This is a genomic window from Streptomyces sp., from assembly GCF_031181555.1.
Classification (GTDB): Bacteria; Actinomycetota; Actinomycetes; order Streptomycetales; family Streptomycetaceae; genus Streptomyces; species Streptomyces fimbriatus.
In genome coordinates, this window is sequence record NZ_JAPSKQ010000012.1 from 4,972 (window position 1) to 20,449 (window position 15,478).

At 73.2% G+C, this 15,478-nt stretch carries 17 protein-coding genes; 8 read left to right on the forward strand and 9 right to left on the reverse strand.

The features are described from left to right. The 3 genes from RIM90_RS04590 to RIM90_RS04600 form a co-directional block, all read right to left on the reverse strand. On the reverse strand, positions 1-1,005 hold a 1,005-nt coding region (locus RIM90_RS04590; protein WP_309059235.1), incomplete at its 3' end, for a serine/threonine-protein kinase. Between the two features lie 78 nt (positions 1,006-1,083). Further along, a complete protein-coding gene (locus RIM90_RS04595; protein ID WP_309059236.1) occupies positions 1,084-1,542 on the reverse strand; it encodes a MarR family transcriptional regulator in 459 nt (152 codons plus the stop codon). Beyond that, positions 1,539-2,144: a type 1 glutamine amidotransferase family protein gene (locus tag RIM90_RS04600; protein ID WP_309059237.1), complete on the reverse strand. Its 606-nt coding sequence runs from the start codon at positions 2,142-2,144 to the stop codon at positions 1,539-1,541. The genes RIM90_RS04595 and RIM90_RS04600 overlap by 4 nt, the downstream gene beginning before the upstream one ends. Before the next feature lie 200 nt (positions 2,145-2,344). Between RIM90_RS04600 and RIM90_RS04605 the strand changes: the two genes are divergently transcribed. The 3 genes from RIM90_RS04605 to RIM90_RS04615 all read left to right on the forward strand — a co-directional run bounded on the left by RIM90_RS04605 (position 2,345) and on the right by RIM90_RS04615 (position 5,353). Beyond that, positions 2,345-3,700, forward strand: coding sequence for an aspartate aminotransferase family protein (locus RIM90_RS04605; RefSeq protein WP_309059238.1), 1,356 nt, complete (start codon positions 2,345-2,347; stop codon positions 3,698-3,700). Positions 3,701-3,875: 175 nt separating this feature from the next. After that, positions 3,876-4,571, forward strand: a complete 696-nt coding sequence (locus tag RIM90_RS04610; protein ID WP_309059239.1) for a GntR family transcriptional regulator — start codon at positions 3,876-3,878, stop codon at positions 4,569-4,571. Between the two features lie 131 nt (positions 4,572-4,702). Beyond that, complete coding sequence (locus RIM90_RS04615; RefSeq protein WP_309059240.1) at positions 4,703-5,353, forward strand: hypothetical protein; 651 nt, start codon at positions 4,703-4,705, stop codon at positions 5,351-5,353. A gap of 9 nt (positions 5,354-5,362) precedes the next feature. Here RIM90_RS04615 and RIM90_RS04620 read toward each other — a convergent pair whose 3' ends face one another. Together RIM90_RS04620 and RIM90_RS04625 are read right to left on the reverse strand one after the other, a co-directional pair. Beyond that, positions 5,363-5,653, reverse strand: a complete 291-nt coding sequence (locus tag RIM90_RS04620) for a hypothetical protein (protein ID WP_309059241.1) — start codon at positions 5,651-5,653, stop codon at positions 5,363-5,365. 124 nt (positions 5,654-5,777) lie between these two features. Further along, positions 5,778-7,061, reverse strand: a complete 1,284-nt coding sequence (locus tag RIM90_RS04625; RefSeq protein WP_309059242.1) for an adenylosuccinate synthase — start codon at positions 7,059-7,061, stop codon at positions 5,778-5,780. 185 nt (positions 7,062-7,246) lie between these two features. On the opposite strand from RIM90_RS04625, the gene RIM90_RS04630 reads away from it, so the two are divergent. Continuing rightward, positions 7,247-8,095 carry a diacylglycerol kinase family protein gene (locus RIM90_RS04630; protein WP_309059243.1) on the forward strand — a complete coding sequence of 283 codons (849 nt, stop codon included), beginning with the start codon at positions 7,247-7,249 and terminating at the stop codon, positions 8,093-8,095. Between the two features lie 235 nt (positions 8,096-8,330). On the opposite strand, the gene RIM90_RS04635 is transcribed toward RIM90_RS04630, so the two are convergent. Then, a complete protein-coding gene (locus tag RIM90_RS04635; RefSeq protein ID WP_309059244.1) occupies positions 8,331-8,828 on the reverse strand; it encodes a MarR family transcriptional regulator in 498 nt (165 codons plus the stop codon). A gap of 104 nt (positions 8,829-8,932) precedes the next feature. On the opposite strand from RIM90_RS04635, the gene RIM90_RS04640 reads away from it, so the two are divergent. Both RIM90_RS04640 and RIM90_RS04645 read left to right on the forward strand, forming a co-directional pair. Beyond that, positions 8,933-9,877 carry an ABC transporter ATP-binding protein gene (locus tag RIM90_RS04640; protein ID WP_309059245.1) on the forward strand — a complete coding sequence of 315 codons (945 nt, stop codon included), beginning with the start codon at positions 8,933-8,935 and terminating at the stop codon, positions 9,875-9,877. Next, the gene (locus tag RIM90_RS04645) at positions 9,874-11,535 is read left to right on the forward strand and encodes an ABC transporter permease (protein WP_309059246.1); all 1,662 of its coding nucleotides are present in this window, start codon (positions 9,874-9,876) and stop codon (positions 11,533-11,535) included. Before RIM90_RS04640 ends, RIM90_RS04645 begins: the two co-directional genes overlap by 4 nt. Before the next feature lie 72 nt (positions 11,536-11,607). Here the strand turns inward: RIM90_RS04645 and RIM90_RS04650 are convergent, their stop codons facing one another. After that, positions 11,608-12,825, reverse strand: a complete 1,218-nt coding sequence (locus tag RIM90_RS04650) for a cytochrome P450 (RefSeq protein WP_309059247.1) — start codon at positions 12,823-12,825, stop codon at positions 11,608-11,610. A gap of 343 nt (positions 12,826-13,168) precedes the next feature. Here RIM90_RS04650 and RIM90_RS04655 point away from each other — a divergent pair, with 343 nt between their 5' ends. Together RIM90_RS04655 and RIM90_RS04660 are read left to right on the forward strand one after the other, a co-directional pair. After that, on the forward strand, positions 13,169-13,534 hold the full coding sequence (locus RIM90_RS04655) for an RNHCP domain-containing protein (protein ID WP_309059248.1): 366 nt from the start codon (positions 13,169-13,171) through the stop codon (positions 13,532-13,534). A gap of 25 nt (positions 13,535-13,559) precedes the next feature. Further along, positions 13,560-13,985: an RNHCP domain-containing protein gene (locus RIM90_RS04660; protein WP_309059249.1), complete on the forward strand. Its 426-nt coding sequence runs from the start codon at positions 13,560-13,562 to the stop codon at positions 13,983-13,985. 85 nt (positions 13,986-14,070) lie between these two features. On the opposite strand, the gene RIM90_RS04665 is transcribed toward RIM90_RS04660, so the two are convergent. Together RIM90_RS04665 and RIM90_RS04670 are read right to left on the reverse strand one after the other, a co-directional pair. After that, positions 14,071-14,736 (reverse strand): response regulator transcription factor, encoded by a 666-nt coding sequence (locus tag RIM90_RS04665; protein ID WP_309059250.1) that lies wholly within the window; start codon positions 14,734-14,736, stop codon positions 14,071-14,073. Beyond that, the coding region (locus tag RIM90_RS04670; RefSeq protein ID WP_309059251.1) for a histidine kinase at positions 14,733-15,478 on the reverse strand (746 nt) is incomplete at its 5' end. The genes RIM90_RS04670 and RIM90_RS04665, both read right to left, overlap by 4 nt.

Consider the following 15,478-nt stretch of genomic DNA (forward strand, 5'->3'; position numbering starts at 1 on the left):
CGGCGCGGACGGCACCGGCGGCGCGGCGGCGGCCGGGGCGACGGAGGGCCCCGCCACCTCGTCGGGCGCGGGCTGCGGCGGCGCCTCCGGGTCCTCCGTGTCCAGCAACCGCACCGCGTGCCGGCCGAGTTGGGCGACCAGGGCGCTCGGCAGCCAGGGGTCGCGGGAACGGCCGTCGACGACGGTGTCCTCCGCGCCGGTGCGTTGCAGCACCTCATCGAGCGCGGGCCGCGCGGCGGGGTCCTTCTTCAGGCAGTCGCGCACGAGGTCGGCGAGGCCCTCGGGGACCCGCTCCAGGTCGGGTTCCTCCTGGGCGATGCGGAACATCAGCGCGTGCACCCCGCTGTTGGCGGTGCCGAAGGGCAGCGCGCCGGTGGCGGCGTAGGCGAGCACCGAGCCGAGGCAGAAGACGTCGCAGGCCGGGGTGATGCGGTCGCCGCGGACCTGCTCGGGGGCCATGAAGCCGGGCGAGCCGACGAGCGCGCCGGTGCGGGTGAGCCCGCCGTCGGTCACGGTCTGCAGCGCCCGCGCGATCCCGAAGTCGATGACGCGGGGCCCGTCGATGGTGACCAGCACGTTGGACGGCTTGAGGTCGCGGTGGACGATGCCCGCGGCGTGGATGTCCTTCAGGGCGTGCGCGAGACCGGCCGCGAGGATGCGGACCGAACGCTCGGGCAGCGCGCCGTGGTCGTGCCCGACCACCTGCTGGAGGCTGGGTCCGGCCACGTATCCGGTGGCGACCCAGGGCACGGGCGCCTCGGTGTCCGCGTCCAGCACCGGTGCCGTCCAGTCGCCGCCGACCTGCCGCGCGGCCCGTACCTCCTGGCGGAAGCGCGCCCGGAACTCCTCCTGCCGGGCCAGTTCCCCGCGCACCAGCTTCACGGCGACGGTGCGTCCCCGGTCGGAACGGGCGAGGTAGACGTGCCCCATGCCGCCGGCCCCGAGCCGCGCGAGCAGCCGGTACGCCCCGATGCGCTGAGGATCCCCCGGCCCGAGCTTCTCCATCGTTGCGCCGCCTTCCCCCCGCAGTGAGCAACAGATCGAGGATAGTGCGGGGCCGCTGCCCGGTGAGCTGGGCGTTGTCTACGGTTCCGTAACAGGCGGGCCGAGTTCGCCGAGCACCCGGGAGAGGCGTTCCAGCGCGTGGACCGCCTGGGCGAGTTCGGCCTCCCCGTACGCCCGGGCCAGCCGCTCGGCGAAGGCCGCGTGACCGGGGTCGATGCGGTCGATCGCCGCGCGCCCCTGTGCGGTCGGCGCGAGGAGTTTGGCGCGGCGGTGGGCCGGGTTGGGCCGGTACTCGGCGAGGCCGCGCTCCACCAGCAGGTCGGCGATGCGCTGCACGCTCTGCCGGGTGATGCCCATGGTCCGCGCGATGCCGGAGACGGGCAGGGGCTCGGGGAGGACCGCGCCGAGCACCTGCCACCAGGCGGCGGTGAGCCCGGCGGGCCGGGCCAGTTCCTCGGCGGCCGCGAGGAACTGGCCGTTGAGCCGGAAGACCCCCAGCGCACTGCGGCTGAGCAGGTCCTGCTGCTCCCGGCTCACGGGGCCAGGGCCCTTTCGAGCTCGGCGTACGCCTCCGCGTCGGAGTCGTGGAACAGCCGGTACCAGGCGTCGACGACGTTCTCGTCGTAGGCGCCGAGCAGCCGGAAGACCTCGCGGGCGAAGGCGACGGGCTCGGTCGGCCCGGCGGTGACGAGGAGGCCGTCGGTGACGGCGTCGGCCTCGACGTACCGCTCCGCGCCCGCGTAGCCGGTCGCGGCCAGGTAGAAGGGGGCGGCACTGGTGTGCGCCCGCTCGTCGAGCAGCCCCTCGCGGGCGAGCCCGGCGGTGGCCCCGCAGATCGCGGCGACGGGCACCCCGGCGTCGAGGAAGGCGCGGGCGGTGCGGGCGAAGGGCGCGAGCGCGTCCCCCTCGTCCCAGAGGTCGGCCCCGGTGAGGATCAGCAGCGCACTGTCCTCGGGGCGCAGTTCGTCGAGCGCGAGGTCGGGCAGGACGCGCAGCCCGCCGATGCCGGTGACGGGCTCCCCGGTGGGAGCGACGGTACGGACCTCGTACCCGGCGCGCGCGAGGTGCGCGGTGGTGTGACCGGTCTCCCAGTCGGCGAAGGTGTCGTAGAGGGCGAGATGGACGGGCTTGCGGGTCATGACCGCTCCCTGGTCGCTCGATGCGTTGATGACAGCATGCTGACATGAAGGCAGGATGCTGTCAATGGACTCGGCCGCCCGCCCGGCGGCTGCCTCCCGGACGGACACCGCCCCCCGTCGACAACCTGTCGCGGAAAGCGGCCGACCGCAGACAGGCCGCCGATGTCGCGCGCCCGCCGCCGGGACCTACCCTCGGGCGCATGACCCCTCATCCGAACCCCGAGGCCGGGGCCGCCGTGAAGGCCGCCGACCGTGCGCACGTGTTCCACTCCTGGTCCGCGCAGGAGCTCATCGACCCGCTCGCCGTCGCCGGGGCGGAGGGGTCGTACTTCTGGGACTACGACGGCCGGCGCTACCTCGACTTCACCAGCGGTCTCGTCTACACGAACATCGGCTACCAGCACCCCAGGGTCGTCGCCGCGATCCAGGAGCAGGCGGCGCGGATGACGACGTTCGCGCCCGCGTTCGCCGTCGAGGCGCGGTCGGAGGCGGCGCGGCTGATCGCCGAGCGGACGCCGGGCGACCTGGACAGAATCTTCTTCACCAACGGCGGCGCCGACGCCGTGGAGCACGCCGTACGCATGGCCCGGCTGCACACGGGCCGCCCCAAGGTGCTGTCGGCCTACCGCTCGTACCACGGTGGCACCCAGCAGGCCGTGAACCTCACCGGCGACCCGCGCCGCTGGGCCTCCGACAGCGGCACGGCCGGGGTCGTGCACTTCTGGGCGCCCTTCCTGTACCGCTCCCGCTTCTACGCCGAGACCGAGGAGCAGGAGTGCGCGCGGGCGCTCGAGCACCTGGAGACGACGATCGCCTTCGAGGGGCCCGCGACGATCGCCGCGATCGTCCTGGAGACCATCCCGGGCACCGCGGGCATCATGACGCCGCCGGCCGGTTACCTGGCGGGCGTGCGGGAGCTGTGCGACAGGTACGGGATCGTCTTCGTCCTGGACGAGGTCATGGCCGGGTTCGGGCGGACCGGGGAGTGGTTCGCGGCGGACCTGTACGACGTGGTGCCCGACCTGATGACCTTCGCGAAGGGCGTGAACTCCGGGTACGTGCCGCTGGGCGGCGTGGCCATCTCGGGTGCGATCGCCGAGACCTTCGCCCGGCGGCCGTACCCCGGCGGTCTGACCTACTCCGGGCACCCGCTGGCCTGCGCCGCCGCCGTCGCGACGATCGGCGTGATGGCGGAGGAGGGCGTCGTCGAGAACGCGGCGCGGCTCGGCGCGTCCGTGGTCGGTCCCGGGCTGCGCGAGCTGGCGGAGCGGCACCCCTGCGTGGGCGAGGTGCGCGGGGTCGGGATGTTCTGGGCGCTGGAGCTGGTCAGGAACCGCGAGACCCGGGAGCCGCTGGTGCCGTACAACGCGGCCGGTGAGGCGAACGCCCCGATGGCCGCCTTCGCCGCCGCCGCGAAGGAGGGCGGGGTGTGGCCCTTCGTGAACATGAACCGGACGCATGTGGTGCCGCCGTGCAACGCGAGCGAGGCCGAACTGAAGGAGGGGCTGGCGGTGCTGGACGCGGCGCTGTCGGTGGCGGACGGCTACGTGGAGTGACCGTCCGGGAGCCGGTGTGACCGGGCGGCCGGAGCGGGCACGGGGCGCCGTCCGCACCGGCCGCCCGCTCGAACACGCCGTGCCCCGCCCGACCGCGTAAGGTGGCGTGCCCATACACGTACTCGTGGACGTGTACGCGCACGCCATTCGAACGCGACGAGGGAGACGCCCGACCATGCCCGGCAGCAGCGGCAGCGGCGCCGTGACCCGCAGCACCCTGCGGCAGCAGATCGCCGACGCGCTCCGTGACGAAGTGCTGGCCGGGCGGCTCCAGCCGGGGCAGGAATTCACCGTCAAGGAGATCGCCGAGCAGTACGGGGTGTCCGCGACCCCGGTCCGGGAGGCGCTGGTCGACCTGTCCGCGCAGGGACTGCTCGACGCGGACCAGCACCGCGGATTCAAGGTGCACGAGTACTCCGTGGACGACTTCCGCGGAATGATCGAGGCCCGCACCCTGGTGACCGACGGGATGTTCCACACGCTGGCCGACGGCCGCCTGGCGCGTCTCGGACCGGACGAGCCCCGCGCCGCCCTCGCCGGGGTCCGGCGGCGCGGCGAGGAGGCGCAGCGTGCGGCCCTCGCCGGGGACCTGACCGTCCTGATCGGCTACGACCTGCGCTTCTGGCGCGAGCTCGGGTCCGTCTTCGGCAACCCGTACCTCACCGACTTCCTCCACCGGCTCAGGGTCCAGACGTGGGTGTGCGTGGTGCAGCGACTGCGGCGGCTGCCCGATCTGCGGGGCCGGCTGTGGGCCGAACACACCGCCCTGGTCGACGCCCTGTCGCGTCGTGACGTCGATTCCGCCCGCGCGATCGTCGCGTCGTACAACGCGCACGCGCTCGCGCTCATCGAGCGCACGAGTGGTGAGTAAGTCGTCTCCGGCCGGGAAGCCGGGACCGGCGTCGTCCGCGTTCGTCTGGGTAAGGGACCTGCACGAGGGGAGCCGCCCTCGCGCCGCGCCGATACGCTTCCCTGACCACCGTGCTGTGTGAGGAGCCCTCTTTGGCCTGTGACCTGTGGCTGGTACCGCTCGTCGACGTGTTGTGCCACACGCCCGACAATCCCTTCGCCGAGGAACTCGCGCAGTACAACTCGGTGCTCGCCGAGGCCGGGCTGCCACCGGTGCCGGTGTACCAGTACATGCCGGGGCTGTCCGGCGAGGTCGCCCCGGTCGCGGGTTTCGACTACGACGCGCTGCACTTCCTGCGGCGCGTGTACCTGCTCCAGGCGTGCGGGCTGGCGGTCACGCCGGTGGACGAACTGGGCGGTGACTACGAGCAGTTGCTGGAGATGTTCGAGACGACGGCCCAGCAGTCCCACCTGGTCTGGCACTACGACCACGCGGGCGCCTACGTCCCCGTCGACTTCCCGCACCCCCTCTCCAGCGAGGCGCTCCTCGCGGGCGGAGGCCCGCTGGGCTCCTCCCACTCCCTGCTGCGGGAGCTGGAGTTCGTCGCCCCGTCCATCGGCATCGATCCGGCGAACCCCCCGGCGGCCCCCGAACCGCCGCACGGGCCCACCGAGCTGGAGGAGCCGGCCGTCCCCGCCCCGTACGACCCCAGCCCCTTCGCCCGCGAGCGCCACGTCTGGCTGGGCCTGCACGCGGCGGCGACACGGAGCCTGGCGCAGGGGTCGATGATCGTCTTCAGCTGACGGCAGGGGTCAGCCCAGCCGGGAGAGTCCCTTCTGCAGGTCCTCCGCGTTCATGACGGGGCACATCTCGACCTCGGCGTTCATCCGGGTGAAGAACGGTTCACCCACCGGGGGCACGTCCGAGCTGTCCTGCATGTCGAGAACCAGCAGGATCGTCCGCCGCCCGCCCAGCGGACCGAAGTAGGCAGCTTCCGGCTGGAGCCGGTCGAGGATCTCCTTGACCTGCTCGGGCATCTTCCCGCTGCGGATGATTTCGTTGCTCTTCTCCGTGTCCAGGGTCGCCTTGAGCATCACGCGCATCGCACTCACCTTCTTCCCCGGTCGATGCACGCGTAGAACCTCAGGATATGCCCGGTATGCGAACCACCGGCACCCTCGGGTGAGGACGCCGGTGGAAGCGGGTGCGCGACAAGGAGCGGCCGGTCTACAGGAACGAGTTGATCTCGATCGTCTCGTCCCGGCCCGGACCCACGCCGATCGCGGAGATCGGGGCGCCGGACATCTCCTCCAGGGCCTTGACGTAGTTCTGGGCGTTCTTCGGCAGGTCGGAGAAGGACTTCGCCTTGCTGATGTCCTCGTTCCAGCCCGGCAGCATCTCGTAGACCGGCTTCGCGTGGTGGAAGTCGGTCTGGGAGTACGGGAGCTCCTCGACGCGCTTGCCGTCGATCTCGTACGCCACGCAGACCGGGATCTGCTCCCAGCCGGTGAGGACGTCGAGCTTGGTGAGGAAGAAGTCGGTCAGGCCGTTCACGCGGGTCGCGTAGCGGGCGATGACCGCGTCGAACCAGCCGCAGCGGCGGTCACGGCCGGTGGTGACGCCGCGCTCGCCGCCGATGCGGCGCAGGGCCTCGCCGTCCTCGTCGAAGAGCTCCGTCGGGAACGGGCCGGCGCCGACGCGGGTCGTGTACGCCTTCAGGATGCCGATGACGCGGCTGATCTTCGTCGGGCCCACGCCGGCGCCCGTGCAGGCGCCGCCCGCGGTCGGGTTCGACGAGGTGACGAAGGGGTACGTGCCGTGGTCGATGTCCAGCAGCGTGCCCTGGCCGCCCTCGAAGAGGACCACCTTGTCCTGCTCCAGCGCCTGGTTCAGGACCAGCACGGTGTCGGCGACGTACGGCGCCAGCTTGTCCGCGTAGCCCAGCAGCTCCTCGACCACCTGGTTCACCGCGATGGCGCGGCGGTTGTAGAGCTTGGTGAGGATCTGGTTCTTGACGTCGAGGGCCGCCTCGACCTTCTGGGTGAGGATCGACTCGTCGTACAGGTCCTGGACGCGGATGCCGACGCGGTTGATCTTGTCGGCGTAGGTCGGGCCGATGCCCCGGCCCGTCGTGCCGATCTTGCGCTTGCCGAGGAAGCGCTCGGTCACCTTGTCCACCGTCACGTTGTACGGCGTGATGATGTGGGCGTTGCCGCTGATCAGGAGCTTGGACGTGTCGACGCCGCGCTCGTTCAGCCCGCTCAGCTCGGAGAGCAGGACGGAGGGGTCGACGACGACGCCGTTGCCGATGACCGGCGTGCAGCCGGGAGACAGGATTCCGGAAGGGAGCAGGTGGAGGGCGTACTTCTGATCACCCACGACTACCGTGTGGCCGGCGTTGTTGCCGCCCTGGTAGCGCACCACGTAGTCGACGGAACCACCGAGCAGGTCCGTCGCCTTTCCCTTGCCTTCGTCACCCCACTGAGCACCGAGCAGCACAAGTGCGGGCACGCGCGTACACCCCTTCCGGGCGGGGCATGTCCAGGGTCAGGGGCGCACACGGAGGATCTCCGCCGCGTGCACCGCGACCACCGTTGGCCGCCAACCGTCGGACCGGATGCCCCGGAATAGACGAAGCCCCTGGCGCAATAGCGCAAGGGGCTCTTGCACAAAGATGCTACCCGAGGAAGCGAGGCATGGCCGAGGTGGCGACTTCCGCGACGTCCGATCAGCTCCTGGTGGTCATCGATCCGGTCGCCCGTCGCAGGGACGGCGAGTCCGTGCGCATCGCGAAAGACGTGCTCAGCGCGGGTGCGCCGACGAAGCTGTGCCTGCCGGACGGGCCGGAGGAGTTCGCCCGGGCACTGGCCCGGCGCGGGTCGCGGCGGCCGGTGGTGATCGGGGACGACCGCGCCCTGGTGCGGGCGGTCGGGCTGCTGCACCGCCGGCGGGAACTGGCCGCCTGCGCCCTGTCGCTCGTGCCGGTCGGGGGCGCGCTGAACCTCGCCCGGTCGCTGGGGGTGCCGATGGGTGCGGTGGCCGCGGCGCGGGCCGTGCTGGACGGGGCCGAGCGGCGGATGGACCTGCTGGTGGACGACAGCGACGGCGTGGTGCTCGGTGCGGTGCGGATCCCGCCCCTCGGGGCGGTGCCGGCGCGGGAGGCCGCGGTGGGGCGTCCCTGGCTGCGGACCTGCCGGTCCCTCGTGCGGACCCTGGTGCCGCCCCGGCCGTCCGGGACCGTCGCCGCTCCCGAGTCGGGGCCCGCGCGGCTGCTGGTGGAGGTCGACGGGGAGACGCTCGTCGACCTGCACCAGCCGGTGCGGGCCGTGTCGGTCGTCCCCGGCGCCTTCGGGGCGGCCCGGGTCGAGGTGCGGCCGGCGTCGGTGGGCGCGGAGGCGTCCCCGCTGACGGCCGAGGGCCGCACGGTGACCGTGTCGGGCGCGCACTTCCGGTACCGGGCGGACGCGGTCGTGTCGGGACCGGTGCGGACCCGGACGTGGACGGTGCAGGAGGCGGCCCTGGGGCTGGTGCTGCCGGACCGGTGAGCGGGAGAGCCCGGGGCGCCGGGATCAGCGGTCCGGTCACCCCGCGGGGCCGTGGACCGGGTGGGGAGGAACGGGCCGTGAGCCGGTACCGGGAGGTGAACGGTGAGCCGGTGTGGAACCCGGGGCACGCCGCGTCCGGGACGCCCCTCGGCCACATCCGGGTCCACGGGGAACGCGTCGGATCCCGTCCGGCCCGGGGCCGGTGGCCGACGCGCTCCGCGCGCGCCTGACGGTTTCAGCCCCGGCCGAACCGCTCCTCCCGGTACGCCCGCCAGCGCTCCATCATCGTCTGGACCTCCTTCTCGACGAACTCGAAGAAGGCCAGCGTCTCCGCCAGCCGGCGGCCCGCCGGCGTGTCCGCGCCCAGGCTGGTGACGCCCTCGCGCAGGGCGTCCTCCCAGCGCCGGATGACGGCCTCGCGGTTGGTGAGGGCCTCGTACCACTGGTCGCCGTGCACCCGGTACCGCTCCCGGCGCGAGCCGGGCTCCCGCTCGCGGGAGACCATGTGCTGCTGCGCCAGGTAGCGCACCGCGCCGGAGACCGCGGCCGGTGAGATCTTGAGCTGCTCGCCCAGCTCGGCGGAGGTCAGCACCCCCGTGTCGGACGCGAGCAGGGCGGCGAAGACGCGCGCGGGCATCCGCGGCAGCCCGGCCTCCACCAGCTGCGCCGCGAAGTGCTCCACGAACCGCGAGACCGTCTCCGGGTCCCGGACCGGCCCGCCCGGTTCCGCCATCACCCGATCATCTCCCCTGCTCAGACAGCATTCGCCAGTCTAGCCGCCGATTCATACGCTTCCTTAACTTCACAAAATTCTGAAAGAAGCGTACGTTCCGAAGCATGACGAAGGCCATCAGTGTCTCCGGACTCCACAAGTCGTTCGGCCGCACGCACGCGCTCGACGGCCTCGACCTGGACGTCGAGTCCGGCGAGGTCCACGGCTTCCTCGGCCCCAACGGCGCCGGGAAGTCCACCACCATCCGCGTCCTGCTCGGCCTGCTGCGCGCCGACTCGGGCGCCGCCCGGGTGCTCGGCCAGGATCCGTGGGCGGACGCCGTGGCACTCCACCGCCGCCTCGCCTACGTCCCCGGCGACGTCGAACTGTGGCCGGGCCTCACCGGCGGCGAGGCCATCGACCTGCTGGCGCGGCTGCGCGGCGGCCTGGACAGGAAGCGGCGCGCCGAGCTCATCGAGCGCTTCGACCTGGACCCGACCAAGAAGGGCCGCGCCTACTCCAAGGGCAACCGCCAGAAGGTCGCCATCGTCGCCGCGCTCGCCTCCGACGCCGAGCTGCTGCTCCTCGACGAGCCGACCGCGGGACTGGACCCGCTCATGGAGGTCGTCTTCCAGGACGTCATCGGCGAGGCCAAGGCGGCCGGCAGGACCGTCCTGCTCTCCAGCCACATCCTGGCCCAGGTGGAGAAGCTCGCCGACCGCGTGAGCATCGTCCGGCTGGGGCGCACCGTCCAGTCCGGCACCCTCGGCGAGCTGCGCCACCTGACCCGCACCACCATCGAGGCGGAGACCGAGCGGCCCGCCACCGGCCTGGACGGCCTGCCCGGCATCCATGACCTGCGGACCCTCGACGAGGCCGGCGGCCGGGTCCGTTTCGCCGTCGACGGCGGCCGGGTCGACGCGGCGGTCCGCAAGCTCACCGAGTTCGGCATCCGCAGCCTCATCAGCCACCCGCCGACCCTGGAGGAGCTGATGCTCCGCCACTACGGCGACGAACTCGCCGCCAACGGGCACGGCACCGGACCGGGCACGGACGGAGAACCGCGATGACCACCGCGACCGCCACCCCCGAGGCCCCGGCGCCCGCCGGACCGGTCGCGGGCGGCAACGCGCTGGCCGGGACCCGGACGCTGATCCGCTTCGCCCTGCGCCGGGACCGGATCCGGCTCCCGGTGTGGATCCTGGCCCTGTTCCTCGGCACGCTCGTCACGGCGGGCAACTTCGAGACGCTGTACGGCGACCCGGAGGACCGGGCGAACGCCGTCAGGACCATGGACAGCCCGGCCGGCCTCGCCATGTCCGGCCCCCGCCACTACCTCGACGACTACACCTTCGGTTCCATGCTGGGCCACCAGATGCTCGGCTTCACGGCCGTCCTCGTCGGCCTCATGAGCGTGCTGGTCGTCACCCGGCACACCCGCGCCGAGGAGGAGACCGGCCGCGCCGAGCTGGTGCGCTCGACCGTCGTGGGCCGCCACGCCCACCTCGCCGCCGCCCTGTCCGTCGCGGTCCTGGCCAACCTCGCCCTGGCGCTGCTGCTGGCCCTCGGCCTGGCCGGCATGGGACTGGAGGGCGTCGACGCGGCGGGCTCGCTGCTCTACGGCTTCGACCACGCCGCCGCCGGCCTCGTCTTCGCCGCCGTCGCCGCGGTCACCGCCCAGGTCACCGCGCACGCGCGCGGCGCGTCCGGCATGGCGCTCGCGGTCATCGGCGTCGCCTACGTGCTGCGCGCCGCCGGTGACAGCGGCGGGAACGGCGCCCTGTCCTGGCTGTCCCCGATCGGCTGGGTGCAGCGCAGCTACCCGTACGTCGACAACCGCTGGTGGCCGCTGCTGCTCTGCCTGGCGCTCGCGGCGGCGTGCGCGGCGGCGGGCTTCGTGCTCTCCACCCGGCGGGACGTGGGCGCGGGCCTGCGCCCGGAGAAGCTGGGCAGCCCCACGGCCTCCGACGCGCTCGCCACCCCGCTCGGCTTCGCCCTGCGGCTGCACCGCGGCATGCTGGCCGGCTTCGGTGCGGGCCTGTTCCTGATGGGCGCGATGTACGGGTCGATCCTCGGGGACGCCGAGGACATGCTGAAGGACATCGACCAGCTCCAGGAGGCCCTGGACCGCATCGGCGGGGCCGGTGTCGCCGAGTCCTTCGCCTCCATGGTCATGGTCGTCCTCACGGTCGTGGCGGCGGTGTACGCGGTCATGGCGGCCCTGCGGCCCCGCTCCGAGGAGACGGCGGGCCGCGCCGAACCCCTGCTCGCCACGGGCCTCTCGCGCGCCCGCTGGGCCGGCGGCCACCTGGCCGTGGCCATGGGCGGCGGTACGTTCGTGCTGCTGCTGGCCGGGCTCGGCTTCGGCGTCTCGGGCGCGGCCTCGACCGGTGACGGCGGCCTGCTCCCGGAGCTGGCGGGGGCGGCCCTCGCGTACGCGCCCGCCCTGTGGGTCACGGTCGGCGTGGCCGTGGTGCTCTTCGGCTGGTTCCCGCGGGCGAGCGCGGCGGCCTGGGCCGTGCCGGTGTACGCCTTCGTGGTCGGCTACCTCGGCCAGATCCTCCGGTTCCCGGACTGGATGAACAACCTCTCCCCGTTCGGCCATGTCCCCCGGCTCCCCGCCGCGGACATGGACTGGACCCCGCTGCTCCTGCTGACCCTCGTCGCCGCCGGCCTGGTGTGGCTGGGCCTGGCGGGCCTGCGGCGGCGGGACCTGGAGACGAAGTAGCCGCGCCGCGGCCCCTGCCCGACGGGACGTGCCCCCGGCGGCAGGGGCCCCGGCACGGTGGGGGCCGGCGGCTCAGACCTCGACCGCCAGCCCCTCCAGTCCCCGGATCACGAAGTTCGGCCTGCGCCTCGGCTCCCGGGCCAGGGCCAGGGTGGGGGCCTTCTCCAGCAACGCCGTCATGGACGCCGCGAGTTCGATGCGGGCCAGCGGGGCGCCGATGCAGTAGTGGATGCCGGCGCTGAAGGAGATGTGGGGGTTGTCCCGGCGGGTGAGGTCCAGGCGTTCCGGGCCGGCGAAGACCGCCGGGTCGTGATTGGCGGAGCCGAAGAGCATCGCGATCTCCGCGCCCCTCGGGATCACCGTGCCGTCGATCTCGATCTCGTCCAGGACCCAGCGCTCGAAGAGCTGCAGCGGGGTGTCGTAGCGCATCAGCTCCTCGACGGCGGACGGGACCAGGGAGTGGTCGGCGCGCAGGGCGGCCAGCTGGTCCGGGTTGCGGAACAGGGCCCACCAGCCGTTGACCGTGGCGTTCACCGTCGCCTCGTGGCCCGCGTTCAGCAGCAGGACGCAGGTGGAGACCATCTCCTGCTCGGTGAGCCGGTCGTCCTCGTCGTGGGCGGCGATCAGGCCGGAGATCAGGTCGTCGCCGGGGTTCTCGCGGCGCTGGGCGATCAGGTCCCGGAGGTAGTCGGAGAACTCGACCGACGCCCGGACCGCCCTGGCCGCCGCCTCCTCGGACGGGTTCAGCTCGTACATCCCGCAGATGTCCGCCGACCAGGGGCGCAGCGGGGCGCGGTCGGCCTCCGGGATGCCCAGCATCTCGGCGATCACCGCGACCGGCAGCGGTTCGGCCACGTCCCGCAGCAGGTCGCCGCCGCCCGCCTCGACGAGCGCGGCCACCAGGTCCCCCGCCAGCTGCCGGACGTACGGCTTGAGGCGCTCCACCGTGCGCGGGGTGAACGCCTTCGACACCAGGCGCCGGATGCGGGTGTGGTCCGGCGGTTCCAGGTCGAGCATGCCGTGGTCGTTGAGGGTGTGGAACGGCTCGTGCTCCGGCGGCGGGGCCGTCCGGCCGAACTCCTCGTGGCGGAAGCGGTGCAGATACGTGCGGCCCAGGCGCCGGTCGCGCAGCAGCGCCGAGACGTCGGCGTGGTGCGGGACCAGCCACTGGTTCGTCGGCTCGAAGAAGTGCACCCGGCCCCGTTCCCGCAGCTCGGCGTAGGCCGGGTACGGGTCGGCGACGAAAGCGGGGTCCCACGGGTCGAACGCGAGGTCGGAGGCAGCCGTCATGGACGGACGATAAGTCCTCGGCGGACCCGGTGCCCAGGCCCCCCGCCCGCGGCCGACGGCTCCCCGGCCGCCGCGCGGCGCCGGGAAAACGCGTTGACGCGCACCGCCGGGGCCTTGCTAGCCTCACCTCCTCCGACCGTTCCGACCCGGGGCTCCGTGCCCCTGAAGAGGGTGTCTTGATGTCCCGGACCGCGCCGAGTGCGCCTCGTCCGACCGCCTGACCGTCCGGCCCTTCCGCCGCCCTGAGCGCGGCTGCCGGACGTGCGTTTCCGGTGCCCGGCCGTCGAGGCCGCTCGGCCTGCTCCCGCTGTCATGACCGACTTCTCGGCAAGGAGCACCCCGGGTGTCCGACAACACCACCCACAACATCCTGCAGATCGACACCTTCGCCTGCGCGTGGTGCGGTCTGACCGTGTCCGCCGTCGCCGCCGACGGCACACGGCGCAACCACTGTCCGTCGTGCCTGCACTCCCGGCACGTCCTCGACCACGTGGAGGGCGGCCCGAGCCGGTGCCACGGGCGGATGTCCCCGATCGCCATCGCGGTGCTGCGCACCGGTGACTGGATGGTCGTCCACCGCTGCGTACGCTGCGACGAGCTGACCTCGAACCCGGTCTGCGCGGACGACAACCAGCTCATCCTGATGCGGATGGCCGTCCGTCCGCTCGCCCAGCCGCCGTTCCCGCTCGAAGCGTTCGGCACCCTCTGACCGGGCCGGAAGGAGGGAAGGCACCATGCCACGACGCACCCACGCACGCGGGCGCGGCCAGGACCGGCGGCCCCAGCGGCACAAGGACGTCCTGCACGGCCGGGGCGGGCACCGGGCGCACGACTTCCGCTGCGTGCACTGCCGCCTCGACGTCCCCCTGGACGCCCCGGGCACCGCGCACCGCAACCACTGCCCGCACTGCCTGGCCAGCCTCCACGTCGACCGGCGGACACCGGGCGACCGGGGCTCGGACTGCCGCGGCCGGATGGAGGCCCTCGGCGTCTCGGCCCGGCCGGACGGCGAGTGGATGATCATCCATCAGTGCCGGTCCTGCGGCGAGCTGAGCGCCAACCGCATCGCCGGCGACGACAACGCCCTCGCACTGGTCCGCCTGGTGCTCAGGCCGCTGACGGACACCGGCATCGCCCGCCGCGCCCTGCTCGCCATGTGAGGGTCCCCCGCCGGCGGGGGCGGGCGTCCCCGTCCCCCGCCGGCTCCCGCCGCCCACCGTGCCGTGCGCCGGGCGCCCCCACCCGTCAGCCCGGTGTCACCAGCCGTGCCTCGTACGCGAACACCGCCGCCTGGGTGCGGTCGCGCAGCCCCAGCTTCACCAGGATGCGGCTCACGTGCGTCTTGATCGTGGACTCGGCGACCACCAGCCGTTCGGCGATCTCCGCGTTCGACAGGCCCTGCGCGACGAGCACCAGCACCTCGGTCTCCCGCCCGGTCAGATCGCCGTACGCCGCCTGCGCGGACGGCATCGGGCGCGGGGCCTCGGACAGCCTGGAGAACTCGGTGATCAGCCGCTTGGTCACCGACGGGGCGAGCAGCGCCTCCCCGGCGGCGACGACCCGCACCCCGTCGGCGAGCCGGCGGGCCGAGGCGTCCTTGAGCAGGAAGCCGGAGGCGCCGGCGCGCAGTGCCTGGTAGACGTACTCGTCGAGGTCGAAGGTGGTCAGCACCAGCACCTTCGCCGCGCCGTCCGCGGCGACGATCTCCCGCGTCGCCTCGATGCCGTTCAGCTCGGGCATGCGGATGTCCATCAGGACCACGTCGGGGGCGAGTTCGCGGACCCGCTCCACCGCCTGACGGCCGTTGACGGCCTCGCCGACGACCTCGATGTCCGGCATCGCGTTCAGCAGGACCGAGAAGCCCTCGCGCACCATCATCTGGTCGTCGGCGACCAGCACCCGGATGGTCATGCGTCACCTTCGATCGGAGCCGCCGTGACCGGCAGGAACACCGTCACCTCGTAACCCCCCTCGTCCGTCGGGCCCGCCGTCATCTCGCCGTTCAGCATGGTGACCCGCTCGCGCATGCCGGTGATGCCGTGCCCGGCGCCGGGCGAGGGCTTGACGAGGGACGGTTCGGGCATCGGGCCGTTGACCACGCGCAGGCCGAGCCCGCCGAGGACGTAGGAGATCTCGACCCGGGCGCTCGCGCCGGGCGCGTGCCTGAGGCTGTTGCTCAGCGCCTCCTGCACGATCCGGTACGCCGACAGCTCCACGCCCTGCGGCAGTTCGCGCACCGCTCCGGTCGTCGCCTTCTCCACCTCCAGCCCGGCGTCGCGCACGTTGGCGAGCAGGGCGTCCAGGTCGGCGAGGGTGGGCTGGGGGGCGTCCGGGGCCTCGTAGTCCTCGGCGCGGACCACGCCGAGGACCCGGCGCAGCTCGGTGAGGGCGGCCACCGCGTTCTCGCGGATGGTGACGAAGGCGCGCTCCAGCTCCGGCGGCGGGTTCTCCACCCGGTAGGGGGCGGCCTCGGCCTGGATGGCGACGACCGACATGTGGTGGGCGACCACGTCGTGCAGCTCGCGGGCGATGGTGGTGCGCTCCTCCAGCAGCGTGCGCCGGGAGCGTTCGTGCGCGGTGACCGTCTGCTGGGCGGTCACCTCCTGCTCGGCCGCGCGGCGGATGTGCCAGACGGAGACCACGAGCAGGGCGA